The organism is Clostridium fessum (assembly GCF_003024715.1).
Classification (GTDB): Bacteria; Bacillota; Clostridia; order Lachnospirales; family Lachnospiraceae; genus Otoolea; species Otoolea fessa.
Genome location: NZ_PYLO01000005.1, coordinates 12,561 through 35,339, shown reverse-complemented (window position 1 = coordinate 35,339; position 22,779 = coordinate 12,561). Strand labels below are relative to the sequence as shown.

The window sequence follows — 22,779 nt, the reverse complement described above, 5'->3', positions numbered from 1 at the left end:
TATGCGATAAAATAGGCAGATGCCAGTTTTCCTCCTTGCAAATCCCCCCAACTTGTTATATACTTAAATATACTATGTTATTATAGTAATGAAAGAACGAAAAAAGGAAGGAATTACCGATGACACTGTTAGAAAATTGGCGCAATCTGGCATATGGTGACGGGCTGGATGATAAAAAGAAAGAGGAACTCTGGTCTGGATATTTTACGATTGAGAAAGGCATTTACGAGCAGATTCTTGCAAACCCGACTGAGGTTGTAGAAGGTACCGTTAAGGAACTGGCTGAGAAGTATGATACCGAAGTTATGATCATGACCGGTTTCCTGGATGGAATCAATGAGAGCTTAAAGGGCTATGAGAACCCGATCGAGACCATGGATGAGGATACCAAGGTTAAGATTGAGATCGACCCGGAGAAGTTATATTACAACATGGTAGAGGCAAAGGCTACCTGGCTGTATGAGCTTCCGCAGTGGGATGCAATCCTGACTGAGGAGAGAAGAACAGAGCTGTACCGCGAGCAGAAGGCATCTGGCACAGTCCGCAATACACATAAGATTTACCCGAACGATCCGTGTCCATGCGGAAGCGGTAAGAAATATAAGAAGTGCTGCGGAAAGAATAAATAATAGATTTATGAATCAGAAGCACATCCGGAACACAGAGTGAACCGGATGTGCTTTTTTCTATGGAAATATAGGACGTGCTTTTGTATAATAGATATAGAGAAAAGACAGCAGACGAATGATGGCAGGAGGCATGATAAAAGAATGGCAGGTACAAAGCAGTGGAGGGCGGCAGATGGGAGACTGCAGCCGGGATTTCAGACAGCAGGTTTTACATTGAAACAGGTGGGAAAACTGCAGGCGCTGGGAGCGCAGACACTGTATTTTGAACATGAGAAAAGCGGGGCGTCCCTGTTTTATATCAGAAATAAAGATACAAACCGGGGATTCTCGATTTCCTATCGGACACCGCATCTGGATGAGACGGACACGAATCATGTGTTTGAGCATTCGGTACTTGCTTCCTCTGATAAATATCCGAGTAAGGATATTTTTTTTGATCTTTGCAGCAAGACATACCACACATTTGTAAATGCATTTACCTATATACCATTTACGGCATATCCGGTGTGCAGCCAGAGCGAGGAACAGCTGCTTAAGATGGCAGATGTGTATTTAAGCTGCATGAAAGCGCCGGGAATCCGGCGGGAACGCCGCTTTTTTGACCGTGAAGCGGTCCGCTATGAGCTGCGCGACCGCAAAAGCCCGATTACGCTGGCAGGAACGGTGTACAGCGAGGATTTCGGCATGCTGAATGATACAGATAATGAGGCACTGCGGAATGTTTTGCGGGCGCTGTATCCGGGGGAGACGGCGGCAAATGCGAATGGACAGGCGCACCGTTTTTATAAGGATCTGACGTATGAACATACGATGGAGATGTATGATCGATTTTATCGGTTCGATAATGCTCTGATTTTGTTGTATGGGGATCTGGACTGGAAACGGTTTCTGGCATTTCTGGATAAAGAGTATCTGTGTGATGCAAAGAAAAGCTATGGAAAAGAAGACGGATGGAGTTTCCAGTCAGGCAGCGGGCGACAGGAAAAACAGGAAATGCAGAATAGAGGGATGAGTGCGTTTTACAGCCCCGAGCCAGATGGTTTGGAAAATGGGGGAGAATCATTCTTCCGTCAGGCAACCGTTCCCAGTCCTGCTTACCGGGGAGACGCATCGGAGAATGCGGCGGTGGTATCGTATGCGATGGATCTGAGCGGCATTTCATGGGAAAAGCTGATCCAGTACAGCATCATTGCGGGAATGATGAATGTGGATGGATCGGTTTTCAGGGAAAAGCTGCGGACGGCGGGCATCCATTGTGATGCGAGCGCATCGGTGATGATGGAGGCAGAAAAGCCATTTTTTGTTTTCGAAATGACAGACAGCAGTCCGAAGGATGCAGAACGGTTCCGGCAGGTGTCGGATGAGACATTGTGCGAGATGCAGGAGCGCGGGATCGACCCGTCAGTGGTGGAGACGGCGCTCAAGGCGCGGGCGATACATGATTATACGGCAGGCGAAGATACGGATGTATTTGCGGATTCGATCGTGCCGGAAGTCAGTCTGAAATGGGCACTGACGGGCGATGCGGATGTGTATGCGGATGAGGCGGCAGCCTATGATTCTCTGGATGCAGGGACGGCACAGGCGGAGATTCGCCGGTTTGCGGCAGAGCTTGGCGCGGCGAAGCGGCGGGTTCTTGTCACGACGGTTCCGATGCCGGGGATGGCAGAGGCGATGGAGCAGGAGCGCGACGCGTATCTGGCGCAGATGAAGGCGGAGATGAGCGAGGCAGAGCTGGATGCGCTGATTGCGAAAACCCTGGATTTTGATGCGTGGAATGCGTCGGAGTGTTCGAATGCGGATTTTATGATCCGGATCGATGAGCTTCCGCCGCCGGAAGAGACGCCGGAATATCAGATATATGAGATAAATGGGATTTCGATCTATGAATCGCCGTCGGATCTGGAAGCGATCAGCTATAACCGTTTATACCTGGATTTGAGCGGCGTGCCGGAAGAGGACCGTTTTTACATTCCTTTATATACAATGTTTGTTTCAGAGCTTGAAAATGCCCGGTATGGCAGAATGGAAAAGGAAAATCAGATTGAGCGCTATCTGCATGATTTTTCCATGAATGAGGGACATCCGGAGGTTCGGGCGGGACGAAACAGCCATCCGACGCTGGCGGTCAGCTGGTATGGGATGGCGGAGGATTATGAAGAGAGCCTGTATGTCCTGTTGGAACTCTTATCACATCCACTGTGGAGAGATAAGAATGCGGTTCTTCAGGCACTGGATGAGACGATTCCGTCCTGTGATGAGTCGCGCAGTGATGCGTATTCGCTGGCGGTGCGTCTGGCGGCATCTGGCTATAGCATCAATACGCGGTATCAGGAATATGTCGGCGGACAGGCGTTTTATGAGTTTTTGAAAAAACTGCGCGGGCGACTGGAACAGGAGGATGCAGCGATCTTCCAGCTGGCAGAGAAGATGGAGGAGGTGCGCGACCGCATCCTGCATGGAACAGCGGTGACGATCCTTCATGTTGCACCGAGGGAAAATCTGGAATGGATGCGGAACTGTGCGGGGCGGATTCTGGGAAATCTGCGGGGAGAACAGATGCCAGACCATGAGAATAAAACGGAAAACAGAGGGGAAAATGCTGGGTATACCTTCCCGGTTCCGGCTCGCAGGGAGGCGGTAATTGTGGAGAGCTCCAGCCAGTATACCGTCTTTTCGGCAGAGCTGAGCGCTGTAGATGGATTTTCCGGGCGTATTCTTCCGTATGTAAATGCGCTGGATGACCGGTATTTTGTGCCGCAGCTCCGTTTTCAAGGCGGCGCCTACAGCGCGTCGTTTGCATTTACGCCGACGATGGACCGGATCGTGGCGAGTACATACCGGGATCCGAAGGTCAGTGAGACGATCGAGGCGATCCGGGCGGCAGCGGGTGTATTGGAAAAACTGCAGCTTTCGGAGGCAGATCGGAATGGCTATATTTTAAGCAGTTACGGCAATGCGACGGCGCCGTGCGGATGCCTGGGACGGCGGATGGCAGCGATGCAGTATGCGTACAATGGCCTGGATATTGTACAGATCCGTCGTTGGACAGAGGAGATCTGTGAGACGACCGCAGAGGATCAGAAAGAGGCGGCGCGGATCATCCGGCGGCTTCTGGAAGAAGCGTGGATTGTGACGACTGGAAATCAGACGGCGATCGAGATGGATCGGGACTGCTTTGACCGGATCCGGGATTTCCGCAGTAAAATGGCTGAATAACTAGATCCATATTTATAGGGAGGTAGAGAGAATGCGTACAAAGCGATTGGGAGACATGCTTTTGGAGCTGGGACTGATCACAGAAGGGCAGCTTAAAGAGGCGCTTGACTATCAGGCGAAGGAGAAAGAACGTCTGGGAACAACGCTGGTCAAGCATCATTATATCACGGAAGGTCAGCTGATCGATGCGCTTCGCATGCAGCTGGGCATTGACTATATTGATTTGACGCGGGTCGATATCAGCCCGGAACTGTCGCGTTTTGTGCCGAAAAACCTGGCAAAGAAAATGACGATCGTACCGGTGCGTATTTCCAAAGACCAGCTTTATCTGGCAATGGCGGATCCGCTGAACTTCATGGCGATTGAGGAAGCACAGCATACTTCCAAAAAGAGAATTGTGCCGATGATCGCCTCTGAACCGGCGGTGAAGCGTGCGATCAATATTTTGTATGGCAACGAGGGAGCGGCAGAAGCGATGGCGCAGATGCAGGCAGAGACGGCAGCGGCACAAGAGGTGCGTCAGGGGCAGGGGCAGATGGCGGAAAGAGAAAGACAGGAAAATGTGACGCCGATGATCCGCCTGGTCAATTCGATTATTGAGCGTGCCATTTCGGAAAATGCTTCGGATATCCATTTTGAGCCGACGGAGGAGGAGATGGTCGTCAGGATGCGTATCGACGGGCAGCTTCATCGGATCATGACGATCCCGTCGGAACTCAAGGATTCGGTCATTTCGAGGCTTAAAATCATGTCCCGGCTCGATATCGTCGAAAAAAGAATTCCGCAGGATGGTCGTGCGGTGATGCATTTAAGAGGAAAAGATATTGATATGCGTATATCCACCCTTCCGACCCTGTATGGAGAAAAAGTGGTTATCCGTATTCTGAAACGAAATGAGGAGACGCTGAACCGCCGCGGTATCGGTATTCCGGCAGTGGAGGATGCAAAGATTGATACACTTTTAGGGCTTACTTCCGGAGTTATCATGATTGTAGGACCGACTGGTTCAGGTAAATCTTCGACGATGTATACGCTGATCCGCGAACTTCTTTCGGATCGGACCAACCTGATTACATTGGAGGATCCGGTGGAATACCATATCAAAGGCGCGACACAGGTGCAGATCAATGAAAAAGTGGGGCTGACTTTTGCATCGGGTCTGCGCTCAGTTCTGCGTCAGGATCCGGATATCATCTGCGTCGGCGAGATCCGTGACGGTGAGACGGCAGAGATCGCGATGCGTGCGGCAATGACGGGACATCTCGTTATCACCACGATTCATACGGAAGATGCGATCTCGGCGATTGACCGTCTGCGAGATATGGGCGTGGCGCCATACCTGATTGCGGCGGGACTGCGAGGCGTTATTTCCCAGCGGCTGCTGAGGAAAATCTGTCCGAACTGCAAAACCCAGATTCAGCCGCCGAAAAAAGCGCTTGAGATGGCAGGAATCCCGGAGAACCCTGGAAAATTATACTGGCAGGGAGCCGGATGCGATCAGTGCTTCCATTCGGGATACCGGGGCAGAATCGGTGTGTTTGAGGTAATGCTGATTCAGGAGGAGCTGCGCCGGTGCATTCTGGAAGGAGCTGACCGGACACGTTTCTTAGAGGCAGCCAGAAGAGCGAGCCAGTATGTTCCGATGCTGGAACACGCGCAGAAGCTGGTAGAAGAGGGTGTTTCGACGGTGGACGAGGTGATCCGGACGCTGCTGGCGCTGTAAATGGTGCAGAAAGAGAAGAGGAGACAGATGGTATGTATGGAATCGAGGAATTAATCGCGCTGGCAGCTGAAAAAAGGGCATCGGATGTGCATCTGATTGCAGGGCTGCCGCCAAAATGCAGAATTGACGGCAGAATCGAGACGCTGACGGATGGCGGGCTGACGCGTGAGGATTGTGAGGAATATGGACGCCAGCTGGCAGGCAATGCGGCAGATCAGATCGAGGCGATCGGACAGCTGGATTTTAGTGCTTCGTTTGCGGGACGGCGTCTCCGTGTGAATCTGTTCCGGCAGCAGGGCGCGCTCTCTGCGGCGATCCGTCTTCTGGGCAGTACGATTCCGAACCTGTCGGAGCTGGGGCTTCCGGAAGCAGTGAATCAGTTTTCAAGCTGGAATAAAGGCATTATTCTGGTAACCGGCGAGACGGGAAGCGGCAAGTCAACGACGCTGGCGGCAATTTTAAATGAGATCAACCAGAATCGTCCGCTCCATATGATTACGCTGGAAGACCCGATCGAGTATGTCTATGAACCGGCGCAGGCGATCATCAACCAGCGCGAGGTGGGCGTGGACGTAGAGAGCTATGATAAGGGGCTTTATGCGGCGCTCCGTGAGGACCCGGATGTCATTCTGATTGGAGAAATGCGTGATCCGGCGACGATCGAGACGGCGCTGATGGCGGCGGAGACGGGACATCTTGTTTTTTCCACCATTCATACCAATTCGGCAATCGACAGCATTGACCGGATTGTGGGTGTTTTTCCAGAGGATAAACAGCCGCAGATCCGGATGCAGCTCTCGATGACGCTGCGGGCGGTGCTGTCACAGCAGCTGGTGCCGAGGGCGGGCGGCCAGGGCAGGGCGGCAGCTTGTGAGCTTATGATGCTCACGCCGGCGATCCGGAATCTGATCCGCGATGGAAAAACACCGCAGATGCAGAGCTATCTGCTTTCTAGTGCAAAAGAGGGCTCTATTACGATGGATAATTTTCTGATTCGTATGGCAAAAGAGGGTGTGATTACACCGCAGACGGCAGTCGATGCGTCCCAGAACCCGCAGGAGCTGAGAGAGAAACTGGCGGCGGTGCAGTATTAATAATATGGCGAAAACGGGTGGATGAAGCCTGCGAGGAATGCAGATTTCTTGAAACATAAAAATGTATGTTTGTGTAAATACTGAGGTTGTAGCGAAAGTTTGAACATTATATTTTTAATGACACTTTTTGTATTTCAGGAGGAATTTTATGCAGGCAGGTAAATCAAGCATCCAGTTTGAGCATCCGCCCATCATCACATCGGCGGCATCGATCGTGGGGCAGACGGAAGGCGAAGGACCGCTGGCAAGTTTTTTTGACCGGGTGGAGCCGGATCCGACGTTTGGGAAAAAGTCGTGGGAGGAGGCGGAGAGTGAATTGCAGCGCCAGACGGTGCAGAAATGCCTGGATAAGGCGGGCAGACAGGCGGCGGATGTGAATTGCCTGTTTGCGGGAGACCTGTTGGGACAGATTGTGGCGACCTCGTTTGGTGTGGAGTCGTTTGATATCCCGTTTTTCGGGCTTTACGGTGCCTGCTCGACGATGGGGGAGGCGATGATTCTGGGGGCGATGGCAGCAGGGGCTGGCTATGCGGACCGGGTTCTGGCGCTGGCGTCGAGCCATTTTGCCTCGGCAGAACGGCAGTTCCGGTTTCCGCTGGCGTATGGGAATCAGAGACCGCAGTCCACAACCTGGACGGTGACCGGGTGCGGGTGTGTGATGATCGAGGGAAATGAGAAAAATGAAGGGAAAGATGGGCGCAGAGCGAAAGAAAATGCGTCAGAATCACTGAAAAATGCTGGACAGGAAAAATTGCATCCCAAATTTCAACCTTGTATCTCAGCTGCCACCCCCGGAAAGATCGTCGATATGCAGATGCGCGATTCCATGAACATGGGGGCGGCAATGGCGGTGGCGGCGGTAGACACAATCTTGCAGAATTTCCGTGATTTTAACCGGAAACCATCTGACTATGATCGGATCATCACTGGCGATCTGGGAATGGTGGGGAAGGAAATCCTGCTTGATTTTATGCGCGAGGCAGGACAGGATATTTCCAGCATCCATATGGACTGCGGGATCGAAATGTTTGACCCGAAGACGCAGGATACCCATTCGGGCGGGAGCGGCTGTGGTTGCTCGGCGGCGGTGCTGTGCGGCTATATTCTTCCGAAAATACAGGTGGGTGAGTGGAAACGCGTCCTGTTTGTGCCGACCGGGGCGCTGCTGTCCCAGATCAGCTTTAATGAGGGGCAGAATGTGCCGGGGATTGCCCATGGAGTGGTGCTTGAGGGAAAAGAATCGTTCGGTGAATGATAGGTATTTGCAAGAAACTTTAGAGAGGGAGCAAAAAAATGGACTATATCAAAGCATTTGTGACCGGCGGACTCCTCTGTGCCGCCGTGCAGATTCTGATGGATAAAACGAAACTCATGCCGGGGCGGATCATGGTACTTTTGGTGGTATGTGGCTCGATTCTCGGTGCGATCGGATTGTACGAACCGTATGCCAAATGGGCGGGTTCCGGGGCAACAGTGCCGCTGCTGGGGTTTGGGAATACGCTCTGGAAGGGTGTGCGGGATGGAATAGATAAGGATGGGGTTCTGGGGCTGTTCACCGGCGGATTCACGGCGGGTGCGGCGGGGATTTCCGGGGCGTTGATCTTCGGCTATCTGTCGTCGCTGATTTGCAAACCCAAGATGAAGGATTAGAGAGAAGACGAAAAAAGGAAAAGTAAAAGAAAGCAAAGCAAAAGAAAATCAAGTTGAGGAAATAAAAAGCTGCTGTAAAAGAGGCATATGAATGTCACTTTTTACAGCAGCTTTTTGCAGATATATTATTTTGCTGTTAATGCTCCGGATTCGCTGGGACAATCGGAATATTATTTCCATTCCGTCCACTTCCCGTCATCGGGCGTGGAACCACAGAGTGGATCGGAGCCGATAGATTATCTGAATCGGGGCTGTAGCCCGGAGCTGAGAAATCGGCGCTCTCAGAAGGATGGATGATCGTGGACGAACCATTGTGAATCTTGCACTCGCCCGGCATGGAGAAGCGGGAATCGTCCGTTTCTCCGCCGTCTTCCGGAACGACCATAACTGTCTTGGAAATCTGCTGGTTCGTCGGGCAGAAGGCAGTCGAGATGCCGCCGGAGGCGGAGCAGATCGTCACGCGGGTGTGGTGATCGCAGGTCTCGGCCGGAACCGTGCCCTTCGCGAAATATTCAGTGTAGACGGCCGTTCCGCGCGGGTCACTGCTGCAGACGCCGGAAACCGGAAGCTTGCCGGATTTGCGGCATACGTCAGCAGTTTCAATGCTGTCCGGAACCGTAAATCCGGGGTCGCTTAAGCTCTCATGGACACGTGTCATGATATTTCGCCAGATGCGCTTGTGGTAACTGGTACCGCCGTTTGAAACGGTGCCGCCTTTTAATGGCTGGTTATTGTCGCACCCGCCCCAGATACCGGCAGTGTAGTACGGCGTAAAGCCTACAAACCAGACGTCGACGTTGCTGGTGGTCGTACCGCTCTTTCCGGCGCAGCTCATATTGGGAATCGCCGCTGTCGTACCGGTCGATTTAACCCCGGAACCGGAACGCGTATACATTGTATTGCTCTGCATAACATCCTGCATCGCGCTGGTTAAAAGATAGGCGGTAGAGTCTTTGAGCGCCTGCCGCGTCTCCGGTTCATTGTCGATCAGTATCTTTCCGTTGCGATCCAGGATCTTAGTAAAGAAGACAGGCTTCGTGTAGGTGCCGCCGTTGGCGATCGCCGCAAATGCATTTGTCAGTTCCAGGTTGCTGACGCCCTTTGTCAGACCGCCGAGTGCTGTCGAGAGAGTCTGATCCTGGCTTACGAGGGAAGTGATTCCCAGCCGTTCGGCATATTCGACACCGAGCTGCGGCGTTACCGTGTCCGCCATGCAGCGCAGGGCGACGATGTTCATGGAATAGGTAATGCCGTCGCGGATCGTGTGATAGCCCTTGTAATCGCTGCCCCACCAGTTTCGGAACTCTTTTTCACCGGAAGAGTATGGTCCGTCATAGTAAACGGTTGATAGGGTCGCGCCGCAGGCATCCAATGCCGGGGCAAAGGAGGAAATGACCTTGAAGGTCGATCCTGGCTGCCGCAGGGAGTCGGTCGCACGGTTTAAGGTGCGGTTTGCCGTCTTCTGTCCGCGTCCGCCGTTGATTGCCTTGACATAGCCGGTGGACTGTTCGATCAGGACGAACGAGGTCTGCGGCTCTAAAATCATGGTAACTGATTCACCGAGAACGGTGCTTCCGTCCTGCGTGAGGGCGGTGCGGTACTCATCGATCGCCGTCTGCGCCTCTTCCTCGGAATTAAACAGCCCGTCAAAACCGCTTTGTCCCTTGACCTGCTGGAGCCATGTTTTCAGAGTTTCCTGTGAATAATGCTGCGTTTCCCCGTCTGGATGGGTCAGGGAAAGGCGGTATTCAACCGAATAGCGAGCCGCGTCGTAGTTGGCAGGATTGTTGACTTCCTCATCGACGATCGCCTGAATCTGCGGATCCTGCGGGGTGTAAATCTGCAGTCCGCCGCTGAACAGAAGATTGGACGCCTGCGTGTCAGTATAGCCGAGCTGCTCTTTGAGCGCTTCGGTGACCTGGCTGATCAGCTCGTCCGTGTAATAGGAGTACGGTGTCTCATTTTCCTTGAGCGCCGTGTCGACATTCTGGATACGGGCGTAGACGTCGTCCGCCAGTGCTTCCTCCTGTTCTTCTTTTGTGATATAGCCCTGCTCATACATTGCCTGCAAAATGACCTTGCGCCGGGCGGCATTTGCCTCCGCGCCGCTGATCGGATTCAGCTTTGACGGATTCTGTGTGATACCGGCGATGACCGCGCACTCAGAAAGAGTCAGATCGGAGACGTTCTTATTAAAATAGCGCAGCGCCGCTGCTTTGACGCCCAGCGTATTGCTGCCGAGGTTGATCGTATTTAAATAGTTCGTTAAAATGACCTTCCGATCGACGTTTTTTGTCAGCTGCAGCGCCAGATATTGTTCCTGGATTTTTCGTTCGATTTTGGAACCTTTGCTGGTCTCCATACCGCCGTTGAAGACGGTATTTTTGATGAGCTGCTGGGTCAGGGTGCTGGCGCCGCCTTTATAATTATTTGTCAGGACACCGACCACGGCGCGTGAAATGGAGCGCAGATCGATACCGCTGTGCTGCCAGAAACGCGAGTCCTCAATGGAGACGAACGCGTCAATTAGATCCTGAGGAAAATCCTCGTAGGATGCTTCAATTCGGTTCGAGTTGGAACCGACCAGCGTGTCGGTCACTTCCCCGGCGCTATTATATATAGTAGAAAAATATCCGCTTGGGGTGAAGCTGTCCGGGTTGAAGTCTGGCGAACTGTCCAGAATGCCTTTAAACATGCCGATAAAGGTGCTGGCACCCGTCACGCAGAGAAACAGAACAAGAACAAAGGCAGTCTTGAAGAAGGTCAGAAACAGCCGGTTGGCGTATTTCTTCTTCCGGGAATTGGCTGCCCGGATCCGTTTCTTGGTTGCTTTTACACCGTAATTCATGAGAACCTCCTTTGGGTTCGTAGTGGTTCATTCTATTAATAAATACAGTATTTCCAATTATATCAAAATTCATAGGATAAATAAATACTATTGTCATGAAGTTTTTTTTACGGTATCATAAAAGATAAGGTTTGTTAGTGAGCACGTATGCGTGAACAGTAACTGAGGTTTACAAGCAGTTAAAGAAGTGAAAAAACGTCCGTTTTAAGGATGCGTAGTGTATAGATGGAGGGTAACTGTTCAGCAGGTCTGCGCATTTACTGAACAGTTACGATGGAGGAATAATCATGAAAGAGCGCTATAAAATCGTCTATCAGGGCGGAGAGGGCGAGATTGTGGAGAAGAAGTCCCGCTTTATCGCGGAGATCCGCCCGGTGGAATCGGAAGAAGAGGCGACGGCATTTATTGCGGAAGTCAAGAAGAAATATTGGGATGCGAGACATCATTGTTCGGCATTTACAATCGGAGAAAATAACGAGGTGGCGCGCTGCAGCGACGACGGCGAACCGGCGCAGACGGCGGGACGCCCGATGCTGGATGTGCTGTTGGGACGCGAGCTTCACAACGTCTGTGCGGTTGTGACCCGGTACTTTGGCGGGACACTTTTAGGAACCGGCGGACTGGTGCGGGCATACGGCGGCGCGGTCCAGGAAGGTCTTAAAAACTGTGTGGTTCTGGAAAAATGCCTGGCTCGCAAATGGAAGGTCGGGACAGACTACAGCGGGCTTGGAAAGGTGCAGTACATTTTGGCAGAAGCAGAGCTGCCGATTCTGGACAGCGAGTACGGCGAGGGCGTGGATCTGACGATCCTGGTGCCGTTTGACCAGGCGGGAGCAGCGGAGAAGAAGCTCATAGAGGGCACAAATGGAAGATGCCGGATCGAAAAACTGGATGAAGTTTATTTTGGCATGGATGACGGAAAAATCATTTTATTGTAAAAAAAGATTGAATAATGGATAAAAAAATGCTAAAATAACAAGCTGTATTATTTTGTGGGCGGATCCTTTGCCAAAGACGAAACGGCAGGATGCTTGTCTGTGACAGAAAATAATTATTAATTAGTACATGTAATGAATCATCATAAGAAAAGAGAGTAAGCAGATATGAAAATGAAACGGGAAGATGTCAGAAACGTTGCAATTATCGCTCACGTTGACCACGGTAAAACGACGCTGGTAGACCAGCTGCTTCGCCAGAGCGGTGTATTCCGTGCCAATCAGGAAGTAGTCGATCGTGTCATGGACTCTAACGATATTGAGCGTGAGAGAGGTATCACGATTCTGTCCAAGAATACGGCTGTTAATTACAACGGCACCAAGATCAACATTATCGATACACCAGGACATGCGGACTTCGGCGGCGAGGTAGAGCGTGTTCTTAAGATGGTAAACGGCGTTATCCTTCTGGTAGACGCATACGAGGGCGCGATGCCGCAGACCAAATTCGTTCTGCGTAAAGCACTGGAACTGGATCTGCCGGTTATCGTATGTATCAATAAGATTGACCGTCCGGAAGCACGTCCGGAGGAGGTTGTGGACGAGGTCCTCGAACTTCTGATGGATCTGGATGCATCCGACGAGCAGCTTGACTGTCCGTTCTTGTATGCATCTGCACGTTCTGGATATGCAAAGAAGAACCTGGACGATCCGAATGTGGATATGCAGCCGCTGTTCCAGACCATTCTGGATTACATCCCGGCACCGGAGGGAGACCCGGATGCAGAGACACAGGTTCTGATCAGTACGATTGATTACAACGAGTATGTAGGACGTATCGGCGTTGGTAAGATCGACAACGGTTACCTGAAAGTAAATCAGGACTGCGTCATCGTCAACCATCATGAGCCGGACAAGTTCCGCAAAGTTAAGATCGGTAAGCTCTATGAGTTTGAGGGTCTGAATAAAGTAGAAGTACAGGAAGCAAAGATCGGTTCGATCGTAGCGATTTCCGGTATCGCAGATATCCACATCGGTGATACCCTGTGTTCACCGGAGAAACCGGAGGCAATTCCGTTCCAGAAGATTTCTGAGCCGACCATTTCCATGGATTTCATGGTAAACGACAGCCCGCTGGCAGGTCAGGAAGGTAAATTCATCACTTCCCGCCACATCCGCGAGCGTCTGATGCGGGAGCTGAATACCGATGTCAGCCTGCGTGTAGAGGAGACAGACTCCGCTGACTGCTTCAAGGTATCTGGCCGTGGCGAGCTGCATCTGTCCGTCCTGATTGAGAATATGCGCCGCGAGGGCTTTGAGTTCGCAGTCAGCAAGGCGGAGGTACTCTACAAATATGACGAGAGAAACCGCAAATTAGAGCCGATGGAGATCGCTTACGTCGACGTACCGGATGACTTTACCGGTGCTGTTATCCAGAAGCTGACCAGCCGTAAAGGCGAGCTGCAGGGCATGAGCCCGATCGGCGGCGGATACACAAGACTGGAGTTCTCGATTCCGTCCAGAGGTCTCATCGGCTACCGCGGCGAGTTCATGACCGATACAAAGGGAAATGGTATCTTAAACACCAGCTTTGACGGCTATGCACCGTTCAAGGGCGAATTAAGTTACCGCAAACAGGGATCCCTGATTGCATTTGAGGCAGGCGAGTCCATCACCTACGGTCTGTTCAATGCCCAGGAGCGCGGAACCCTGTTCATCGGACCGGGCGTTAAAGTTTACTCCGGCATGATTGTCGGACAGAGCGCAAAACCGGAAGACATCGAGTTAAACGTCTGCAAAACCAAAAAGCTGACCAACACCCGTTCTTCCAGCGCCGATGAAGCCCTTCGCCTTGTTCCGCCGAAAATCATGAGCCTGGAGCAGTGCCTCGACTACATCGATACCGATGAACTTCTCGAGATCACCCCGACCAGCTTACGAATCCGTAAAAAGATTCTTGATCCGACTCTGAGAAAGAGAGCGATGATCAGCCGTAAAAATAGCTAAATAATCGTAAAGTGGGAGCAGCCGCGCAAGCCAGCTGCTCCTTTTCGTATATTCAAGCGAGAGATATCCAGGAAACGACGCGCCCCGCCGTTTCCGTCCCTCTGCCGATCCCATTCCCTCTGTCGATTCATGTCCCCCACCCTGTCGAAATTTCCCCCTCACTTCTTCTTCTAAAACGGTCATTCCCCTCATACATATATACAGTAAGAAGCAGGACTCCAAGAACCTGCCGTGAAAAACTGCAAAAAAGAAGAGGAGAGAGATACTATGTCGGAAAAAATGATTGAAAACAACAAGGTTAGCGTGATTGGTGAGGTCGTATCGGAATTTACATTCAGCCACGAAGTATTCGGGGAAGGATTTTATATCGCAGACCTGGCAGTCAGCCGTCTGAGCGATCAGGTGGACGTGATTCCACTCATGATTTCAGAACGGCTTCTGGATGTATCGAAAGACTACCGCGGAATGACGATGGAGGCGATCGGCCAGTTCCGTTCCTACAACCGTCATGAGGGCGCGAAAAACCGTCTGGTGCTGTCTGTGTTTGTCCGTGAGATTCATTTCCTGGAAGAATTTACGGATTACACCAAAACCAACCAGATTTTTCTGGAAGGCTATATCTGCAAGGAGCCGATCTACCGGAAAACACCGCTGGGACGCGAGATTGCCGATATGCTGCTGGCGGTCAACCGTCCGTATGGAAAATCCGATTACATACCGTGTATTGCGTGGGGCAGAAATGCCCGCTATGCGTCCGGATTTGGCGTGGGAAGCCACGTGTGCGTGTGGGGGCGCGTGCAGAGCCGTGAATATACGAAGAAACTGAGCGAGACAGAGTGCGAGAAACGTGTGGCATACGAGGTGTCGGTCAGCAAGCTGGAGTGCGTGGAAGAATAGGATAGGTTTAGGATGTTACAGCAAATTTTGAAGCCGGTTATGCAATCGATAGGACATGATAAATGGCTGGTTTTGCCATAGCTTGCCAAAACAGATAAAATATGCTAGAATAAGGCAGTTTACAGAATTCGTAAAACGATTATTGGATGGATAGAAATAAAACACACAGGCCTGTGTGTAAAAAGACATCAGGAAAGACAGTCTGTGCGCCAGCGCAGCGGGAGGCACAGAAAGAGGAGAGGGAAATGAAAAAGGGGAAAGTTCATATCATCTTCGGCACCGGGATGGGAAAAACAGCGATGGCACTGGGACGTGGTGTCAGTGCAGCCATGCACGGCCGGAAGGTAATTATGATACAATTCTTAAAGGGAGTGCTGAGCCATGAGACAGCAGATGGGTTAAAACAGCTGGAGCCGGCATTTAAAGTATTCCGATTTGAAAAACAGAATGAGTATTATGAAAATCTCTCTGAAGAAGGCAAAAAGGAAGAGCTCTGCAATATTCAGAACGGGTATAATTTTGCAAAAAAAGTACTCTGTACCGGCGAATGCGATATGCTGATTCTGGATGAATTTCTTGGGGTGTTAGATCAGAAACTGGTCGGGGACGATGCTCTGGAAACACTGCTGGCAGCGCGCGAGGAGAATGTCGATCTGATTCTGACCGGAAAAGTATGCCCGGCTGGGGCAGAGGAGCATGCAGACGAGGTGACGCGCCTGGAATGCCTGAAGCCGTCAAACGATCATGCGTGCATGAACGGTTGACAAGTATTCAAAGTAATGCTAAGATAGAAAAAACAAGTAGAGGTTGCGTTGATTATCAGTAAGCGGTCGGATGCGGCAGGTGCAGGAGAAGACAGCTGAAAGGATGATACGCCGAAGGGCTGCGGCGCCTGTATCTGCAGTTCCTGGGTGCAGGATGAAGAATTCTGTAACTGTCATCGACAGATGGGGAGCTACTGGGAGTTTGGATTTGAATTCATAGAGCTGGCCGTCGTGCCAGCTTTTTGTACGCTCAGGACCGACAGGCTGCAAACATTCGTTTGAAGCGGGGACAGAAACGGACTCTGGAATAGAAACTCAGCCATCGTGCAAAAGAATAAGGAGGAAACAAAATGTCTATTTTTGAAGGAGCAGGCGTAGCGCTGGTAACGCCATTTCATGAGGATGGAAGCGTAAATTATGAGAAACTGGAGCAGATCGTAGAAGAACAGATCGCTGGCGGCACAGACTGTATTATCGCCTGCGGTACGACCGGCGAGGCGGCTACATTAAGCCATGAGGAGCACATCGAGGTGATCCGTTTCGTATGCCAGGTCGTAAATAAGAGAATCCCGGTTGTAGCAGGAACCGGTTCCAACTGCACAGAGACAGCGGTATATCTGTCTACCGAAGCGAAAAAGGCAGGCGCAGACGGACTTCTGCTCGTATCCCCGTATTACAATAAATCAACCCAGAAGGGTTTAAAGGTTCATTTCTCAGAGGTCGCAAAGGCAGTTGATCTTCCGATCCTTCTGTACAATGTACCGAGCCGTACCGGCGTCAATATCACCCCGGAGACGATCGTGGCACTGTGCAAGGAATATGAGAACATCGTCGGTGTCAAAGAAGCAAGCGGCAATTTCTCCGCGATCGCACAGATTGCAAGCCTGTCAGGCGGAACAGTAGATATTTACTCCGGCAACGACGACCAGACGGTTCCGATGATGGCACTGGGCGCAAAGGGCGTTATCTCCGTATTATCCAACGTGGCACCGCGTCAGGTACATGATATGTGCGCGGCATTCAAGGCTGGCGATGTAGCGAAGGCAAGACAGATGCAGATAGATGCAATTCCACTGATTGAGGCGCTGTTCTGCGAGGTAAACCCGATTCCGGTTAAGGAAGCGATGAACATGATGGGCGAGGAAGTGGGTCCGTTCCGTAAACCGTTAGTGGATATGGAACCGGCAAACCGCGATCGTCTGAGAAGAGAACTGGTAAATTACGGAATCAGCCTGAAAGAGTGATAAGAACCGTTAAAATTAGGATGAGATAGGGAAATGAGGTTTTAACAGATGGTACGAGCAATTATGCATGGCTGCAATGGCGCCATGGGACAGGTTATTTCCGGAATCGCAGCGAAGGACGAGGAGATCTCTATCGTTGCGGGTATTGATATGAGAACCGAGCAGAAAAATGATTATCCGGTTTTTGCGTCTCTGAACGAATGTAAGGTAGAAGCGGATGTTGTGATTGATTTTTCCAATGCAGCAGCTGTCGATGAACTTCTCGACTGGTGTGCAGAGAAGAAAATGCCGGTTGTTCTGTGTACGACAGGACTTTCCGAGGTACAGCTGGCAAAGGTAGAAGAGACGGCAGAGAAGACAGCTGTTCTTCGCTCTGCAAATATGTCTCTTGGTATCAATATGCTCTTAAAGCTTCTGAAAGAAGCAGCGCAGATTCTGGCTCCGGCTGGATTTGATATTGAGATTCTGGAGAAACACCACAATCAGAAGGTGGATGCTCCGAGCGGTACGGCGATTGCGCTGGCAGATTCGATCAACGAGGCGATGGGCAATACATACCATTACAAATACGATCGTTCCGCTACACGTGAGAAACGTGATGCGAAGGAGATTGGTATTCAGGCGATCCGCGGCGGCACAATCGTAGGCGAACACGATGTCATTTTCGCTGGTCAGGATGAGGTGATTACCTTTAATCATACAGCTTATTCCAAGGCGATTTTCGCAAAGGGTGCGGTACAGGCAGCCAAATTCCTGGCAGGAAAGCCGGAAGGACGGTATGATATGGCGGATGTGATCGGCTAAGAGATTTTATACAGATGTGAAAATGAAACCCCGGCTGTGAGTAAGTTTATCCACTCACAGCCGGGGTTTTCATTTCTGGAATTTTTTCTGCCCTTGTGTTTGTGGATGAAAGCTTCTGAAAATCAATTTGTCAAGGTTAGAGTATCATTTTTTTACATCTTGTGTAAAAAAATGACATCTTGTGCAGTGTGAATTGTAGAAAAATAAAACAAATGATAAGATGAATACAACAAGAAAAGCTTGAAATCGTGAAAAAGAAGAAAAACTCCAGAATTAAAAATAAAAAACACATGAAAGATAGCTTTTCGATTAATAAAAATACGAGGAGGTATGAGGATGAGAAAACGCAAATGGATGAAGGTGGGTGCCTGCGCACTCAGTGCCGTTTTGATCATGGGCCTGTATGCCGGACCGGCTTTTGCCGAATGGATAGGTACAGGAAGTGCAAGAGCTTACATCCTAAACGGACAGGTGCAGACAGGCTGGCAGCAGATCGATGGAAAATGGTATTACCTGAATGAACAGGGAGCACCGCAGATCGGCTGGGTAAAAGACGGGGACAAACAGTATTTCTGTACGGCGTCGGGAGAAATGGTCAGCGGTGTCGTATGGATCAATGGAAAAACCTATTATTTTGGCACACCGGACAGTGGAGAGATGGCAACGGGCGTTGTCAGTATCAACGGAATTCCTTATACGTTTGAAAACGATGGCACATCGTTCGGCGGCCGCAAGCCGAGACCGGCGAGAAGCTTTGAGGTAAAAGTGGCAGAAGACGGAACGATGACCATCTTAGAGACGACCAATGCCGATACACCGAAGCTGAATTCCAGAACATCCAAAGAACGCAGACATTCTGGAGGCGGCGGTGGAAGTGAAACGCCGAGTGTGGTACCGAGTGATGCACCGGCGACGAAAGAACCGACCGAAAACCCGACGCCGAGCGTGAAACCGACCCAGCCGGAGCCAACACCGGAGCTAACGGGTGGGTCGGAGCCAACACCGGAGCCAACGGGTGGGTCGGAGCCAGCACCGGAGCCAACGGGTGGGTCGCAGGCACCACCGGCGCCGTACACAACAGGATAATGATCAATCTGAGACTAAGAGTACGAAGTGAAAATAATCGGCCAGGTTCAGATTTGGGGCGATTACAAACATTAATGATCTGTAACTGTTCAGTACCTTCACAGTTACAATAATCTATATTTTAACCTTGTTTTTGCTCTCCTGCATATAGGATGATGGAAACAGATTCATATACTCTCGAGCTCTTTCCTGCGTATGTGCAGGGAGGAGCCCGGGAGTATATAAGTTAGAGCGATGAGAAAGAAACGGCGTGTCTGAGGGGAGTGCCACTGAAATGGAGCACTTAAAAAGTCGTTAAAGGAGGTGCCAGAATGAAATCAGCTTACTGTATCGCCATTACGGCGTGCCTGACTGTCATCTGGCTGTATGAGGAAAAGAAAAAGCGGGGGATGGCGGGAAAGCTTTGCTGGAAAGCAGCGGCCGGGTATCTGATTACGCGCTTTGTATTCTTTGCCATTTCTAATCAGGAGGTTCATGGCTTCCTGGAAGTCATGGCAATGGATCTGGTGACAGCCGGACTTTTATATATTTTGTCCGGGAAAAACGGAAGCCGGGAATCAGCGTGGGAATGCCTGTATCTTTATATCTGGAATCCGATCCCGGTATTATCTGTTCTTTCACAGGGCAAAAAGCGGATGCTTTTTATCTGGCTGGCGGTATTGATTCTTTTCATGGGCAGTTCGTGGATAGAGCGCTTCAGAGCGCGCCTTGGAATAGAAAGATTCAAAAAAATTGAAATTCTTCTCACGGCTGCGGGAACTGGCATACTCTGGGCGCGGGATATCACCGGAGAGCGCTTCGGACAGTGCAGTCCGGGAGATGAATTTTATCCGCTGATGCTGATGTTTTTTGCGGTACTGGGTGTGGGAACCTGTGTATATGGAATCGCTTCTTATGTTGGAATAATACATGAAAAATGTCAAATTCCTGAATCGAAAGTCGAGCTGGATGAAGCAAAAGCGGCACGCTGCGTATCAAAACGAATGACGGGGAGTGAAAAAATAGATGCCGGGAAGAGCTTGGGAATAAAATCCTGTGAAAAGAACACAGAGTCGGAAAAGACTGGCGCGCCCTGGTCCGGCCGTGACTGGTGTATGGCAGCAGGATTGACAGTTCTCTTTGCTGTGATGGCATTTGTGAATCTTGGAAGCATGAAGGCGCCGCAGACTGCGTATGAATTTGAAAAAAATGATAGCCACGGAAATGAGATGGTGCTTCGGTTTGATGGAAGTGTGACTATCTCAGAAGCGCAGGTTTATCTGGGTGGAAAGGAGAAGAGACATTTTGTATGCTCGGTTCCGAATGCCGAGGGAGATGGTTGGGATGCCATCGGGGAAGAGACAGAATTGTTATCTGTATACTGCTGGAATCCAGTGGAAATTCATTACCGCACTTACGAACTGGGGATCGTGTCGATGGATGAGAGTGCAGAGGTTCTGGAAATCGTTCTTCTGGATCCGGATGGAAATCCGATCCTTCCATCCAATGCAGGTGATTATCCAGAGGCATTTGATGAGCAGGAATTGTTTCCGGCGGATACAACCTATGAATACCAAAGTATGTTTGATGAGGTTTACCATGCCAGAACGGCAAATGAGATAGTAGAAGGGCGTACGATTTATGAGACAACGCACCCGCCGCTTGGAAAATGGTGGATGAGTCTGGGAATCCGCGTATTTGGAATGACGCCGTTTGGATGGCGGTGTATATGCGCTCTGTTTGGCATCCTGATGGTGCCGGTCAGCTACGCGTTTATGCGGAAAATCAGCCGGAGTACATGGATTGCCTCGTTTGCAGCATTGCTTATGGTCTTTGATTTCATGCACTTTACATTGTCAAGAATCGGAACAATCGATGTGATAGTGGGATTTTTTATCCTGCTTACCTTTTATCTTATGTATCTGGTGCTGGATGACCTGAAAAAGGGATGCAGCTGGAAAACGGTGTGTCTGATGATTTTAAATGGCATGGCAGCTGGAGCGGCCATGGCATCGAAGTGGACAGGGGTATACGCCTGTGCGGGGATTGCAGTCCTCTTTTTTACATTTTTGTTCCGGGAATATGGGACAGCTGCGGCACGGACCAGAAAGGGAATGTCTGGACAGGCGGCGATAAGTTACCTGGCGGGGCTGTCTGTCATCTGTATCGCTGCATACCTTTTGATTCCGGCAGTGATTTACGTTGCATCCTATCTTTCTTATGGAAATGGTATGGGAAATGGAAATGTTTTCCAGACTATGTGGGAAAATCAGCAGCTTATGCTTCATTACCATGAGAAAACGGTGTTTGAACATCCATATGCCTCTGAATGGTATGAGTGGGCCTGGATTAAACGACCGCTTCTGGATGCATACACGTCGCTTAAGTCTGGTAAAATCAGTGTGGTTTCAACTTTTGGAAACCCGGTAATCTGGTGGTCGGCAATTCCGGCGCTATTTTATACTATATACCTGTGGCAGATTCGACAGGATAAAATAGCGGGATATCTGTGCATTTCCTATGCTTCTATGCTGTTTCCGTGGTTATTTATCCACAGAACCGTGTTTATCTATCAGTATTTTGCGTGCAGTATGATACAGATTTTAATGCTGGGAAATTGTCTGCATTTTTTCTGGGAAAGAGATCCGAAACGAACCAGGAAAGCAGCGTTGCTGTATCTTGCAGCAGTGATCGGCGCGTTCCTTCTTTTCTATCCGGTGCTGTCTGGATATCCGGTAAAACAGGAATTTGCCGAGCAGTGGCTGGAATGGCTGGAAGGTTGGGTGTTGTCATGAAAGAAAAAAAGAGAGACTGGGCGATCAGCGCTGGCTTTCTGGGGGTGCTTTTGACGGCTTATGTGATAAATTATAGATTTGGTTTTCTGGAAATTCTTGATTTTCATATCGAGAAAGTAAAGAAAGCATACCCAGCTTATTTTGGCACCTATGACCGGATGGGTGAATTGACTGCATGGTTGAATAAAATCGAAAATCTGTTCTGTATCGGACGGAATGGACAGCATCGCTACAATAACATGGATCATTCGATGATGACAGCATTTTGTGCAGTGGATCTCCTTCTGGCGGGAAGTGCGGATAAGGAGCATATCTGGAGTGTGAATACAGAAAAAGCGTATCATGAGAAAAAATAAACTGCCTAAAAACCACAACTTTCAGTTCGGAAAAGCCCTGCCTGTGAGCCGCATCATCTTTACAGATTTTTTTCTATTTGTTATAGTAAAAATGGAGAGGCACCTGCGGGAGGAATGCAGATGTCAGAGAAACATAGAAATGCACAAAAATCAATGCCGCAAAGCAGAAAGCTGTTTAAATATCAAAAACGGAAGATTCGCCGCTATCTGAAACGCGTCCGCTGGCGGAGGAAGCGGAGGCAGAGGTATTTTCTGTATGGACTTGCACTGGCTGTATCCATGTACTTGGCGAGTATATGGAAGATGCGGGAACGGATCTGGTCGATCCGAGAGATGGATGTGATCGAGTATGAGCTGCCGGAGGGGGAAAGAGCAGAGAATGGGGAGGAGGAAGCGTCAGCAGACCGGCAGGAGAAGAGAACAGTTGAACGGGAAAATGCCGGGGAAACATACGGAGCAACAGAAAAAACGGGAACTTCCACGAAAATCCGTCTGCATCTGAAGACCGGAGAGCTGGAAATCGTGCACGAACGGGTGGAATCAGAAGGAGAGTGACTGTTTGCGGCAGGAAAAACGTTTGGCCGGGCATGAAGGATGAATGGAAGAGCAAGAACGGTTACTGTGGCAAATGCCGTTACTGGGCATGTGTGCGTGAACAGTAACCAAGAATGAAAGAGCTGCAGCCGGAACAGCGAAAAGTGATTGATTTTGAAAAGTGCCTGTATTATAATTTGCAGGTAGGATATTGA

The 22,779-nt window shown here is 50.2% G+C and carries 18 protein-coding genes and 1 riboswitch; of the genes, 16 read left to right on the top strand and 2 right to left on the bottom strand.

The window, feature by feature from the left end; genetic code table 11:
- The first annotated feature begins 119 nt into the window (after positions 1 to 119).
- From C7U56_RS12765 to C7U56_RS12740, 6 genes are all read left to right on the top strand, one after another.
- Complete coding sequence (locus C7U56_RS12765; RefSeq protein ID WP_022359524.1) at positions 120 to 629, top strand: SEC-C metal-binding domain-containing protein; 510 nt, start codon at positions 120 to 122, stop codon at positions 627 to 629.
- 141 nt (positions 630 to 770) lie between these two features.
- Entirely contained in the window at positions 771 to 3,848 is a 3,078-nt protein-coding gene (locus C7U56_RS12760; protein WP_181357248.1) for an insulinase family protein, read from the top strand.
- A gap of 31 nt (positions 3,849 to 3,879) precedes the next feature.
- On the top strand, positions 3,880 to 5,571 hold the full coding sequence (locus C7U56_RS12755; RefSeq protein ID WP_107001540.1) for a GspE/PulE family protein: 1,692 nt from the start codon (positions 3,880 to 3,882) through the stop codon (positions 5,569 to 5,571).
- Between the two features lie 32 nt (positions 5,572 to 5,603).
- On the top strand, positions 5,604 to 6,665 hold the full coding sequence (locus C7U56_RS12750) for a type IV pilus twitching motility protein PilT (RefSeq protein ID WP_107001539.1): 1,062 nt from the start codon (positions 5,604 to 5,606) through the stop codon (positions 6,663 to 6,665).
- 148 nt (positions 6,666 to 6,813) lie between these two features.
- The gene (locus tag C7U56_RS12745) at positions 6,814 to 7,920 is read left to right on the top strand and encodes a stage V sporulation protein AD (RefSeq protein ID WP_107001538.1); all 1,107 of its coding nucleotides are present in this window, start codon (positions 6,814 to 6,816) and stop codon (positions 7,918 to 7,920) included.
- 38 nt (positions 7,921 to 7,958) lie between these two features.
- Complete coding sequence (locus C7U56_RS12740) at positions 7,959 to 8,315, top strand: SpoVA/SpoVAEb family sporulation membrane protein (protein WP_022359528.1); 357 nt, start codon at positions 7,959 to 7,961, stop codon at positions 8,313 to 8,315.
- 136 nt (positions 8,316 to 8,451) lie between these two features.
- Here the strand turns inward: C7U56_RS12740 and C7U56_RS12735 are convergent, their stop codons facing one another.
- Positions 8,452 to 11,163 (bottom strand): transglycosylase domain-containing protein, encoded by a 2,712-nt coding sequence (locus tag C7U56_RS12735; RefSeq protein WP_107001537.1) that lies wholly within the window; start codon positions 11,161 to 11,163, stop codon positions 8,452 to 8,454.
- Positions 11,164 to 11,450: 287 nt separating this feature from the next.
- Between C7U56_RS12735 and C7U56_RS12730 the strand changes: the two genes are divergently transcribed.
- Both C7U56_RS12730 and typA read left to right on the top strand, forming a co-directional pair.
- On the top strand, positions 11,451 to 12,101 hold the full coding sequence (locus C7U56_RS12730; RefSeq protein WP_107001536.1) for a YigZ family protein: 651 nt from the start codon (positions 11,451 to 11,453) through the stop codon (positions 12,099 to 12,101).
- Positions 12,102 to 12,266: 165 nt separating this feature from the next.
- A complete protein-coding gene (typA, locus tag C7U56_RS12725; RefSeq protein WP_107001535.1) occupies positions 12,267 to 14,105 on the top strand; it encodes a translational GTPase TypA in 1,839 nt (612 codons plus the stop codon).
- Here the strand turns inward: typA and C7U56_RS16140 are convergent.
- Positions 14,102 to 14,236, bottom strand: coding sequence for a hypothetical protein (locus C7U56_RS16140; protein ID WP_267895340.1), 135 nt, complete (start codon positions 14,234 to 14,236; stop codon positions 14,102 to 14,104). The two genes, typA and C7U56_RS16140, sit on opposite strands and share 4 nt — an antisense overlap.
- Positions 14,237 to 14,372: 136 nt before the next feature.
- On the opposite strand from C7U56_RS16140, the gene C7U56_RS12720 reads away from it, so the two are divergent.
- The 8 genes from C7U56_RS12720 (at position 14,373) to C7U56_RS12685 (ending at position 22,585) form a co-directional block, all read left to right on the top strand.
- The gene (locus C7U56_RS12720) at positions 14,373 to 15,002 is read left to right on the top strand and encodes a single-stranded DNA-binding protein (RefSeq protein WP_022359532.1); all 630 of its coding nucleotides are present in this window, start codon (positions 14,373 to 14,375) and stop codon (positions 15,000 to 15,002) included.
- A 245-nt stretch (positions 15,003 to 15,247) separates the two neighbouring features.
- Complete coding sequence (locus tag C7U56_RS12715) at positions 15,248 to 15,766, top strand: cob(I)yrinic acid a,c-diamide adenosyltransferase (RefSeq protein ID WP_022359533.1); 519 nt, start codon at positions 15,248 to 15,250, stop codon at positions 15,764 to 15,766.
- A 29-nt stretch (positions 15,767 to 15,795) separates the two neighbouring features.
- Positions 15,796 to 15,968: riboswitch (Lysine riboswitch) on the top strand.
- 148 nt (positions 15,969 to 16,116) lie between these two features.
- Positions 16,117 to 17,010: a 4-hydroxy-tetrahydrodipicolinate synthase gene (gene dapA / locus C7U56_RS12710; RefSeq protein WP_107001534.1), complete on the top strand. Its 894-nt coding sequence runs from the start codon at positions 16,117 to 16,119 to the stop codon at positions 17,008 to 17,010.
- 48 nt (positions 17,011 to 17,058) lie between these two features.
- Complete coding sequence (gene dapB, locus C7U56_RS12705) at positions 17,059 to 17,814, top strand: 4-hydroxy-tetrahydrodipicolinate reductase (RefSeq protein ID WP_107001533.1); 756 nt, start codon at positions 17,059 to 17,061, stop codon at positions 17,812 to 17,814.
- Between the two features lie 336 nt (positions 17,815 to 18,150).
- On the top strand, positions 18,151 to 18,900 hold the full coding sequence (locus C7U56_RS12700; protein WP_181357247.1) for a hypothetical protein: 750 nt from the start codon (positions 18,151 to 18,153) through the stop codon (positions 18,898 to 18,900).
- Positions 18,901 to 19,211: 311 nt separating this feature from the next.
- Positions 19,212 to 21,674, top strand: coding sequence for a phospholipid carrier-dependent glycosyltransferase (locus C7U56_RS12695; protein WP_107001531.1), 2,463 nt, complete (start codon positions 19,212 to 19,214; stop codon positions 21,672 to 21,674).
- On the top strand, positions 21,647 to 22,030 hold the full coding sequence (locus C7U56_RS12690) for a hypothetical protein (RefSeq protein ID WP_147341916.1): 384 nt from the start codon (positions 21,647 to 21,649) through the stop codon (positions 22,028 to 22,030). Before C7U56_RS12695 ends, C7U56_RS12690 begins: the two co-directional genes overlap by 28 nt.
- A 120-nt stretch (positions 22,031 to 22,150) precedes the next feature.
- The gene (locus C7U56_RS12685) at positions 22,151 to 22,585 is read left to right on the top strand and encodes a hypothetical protein (protein WP_107001529.1); all 435 of its coding nucleotides are present in this window, start codon (positions 22,151 to 22,153) and stop codon (positions 22,583 to 22,585) included.
- Positions 22,586 to 22,779 lie beyond the last annotated feature (194 nt).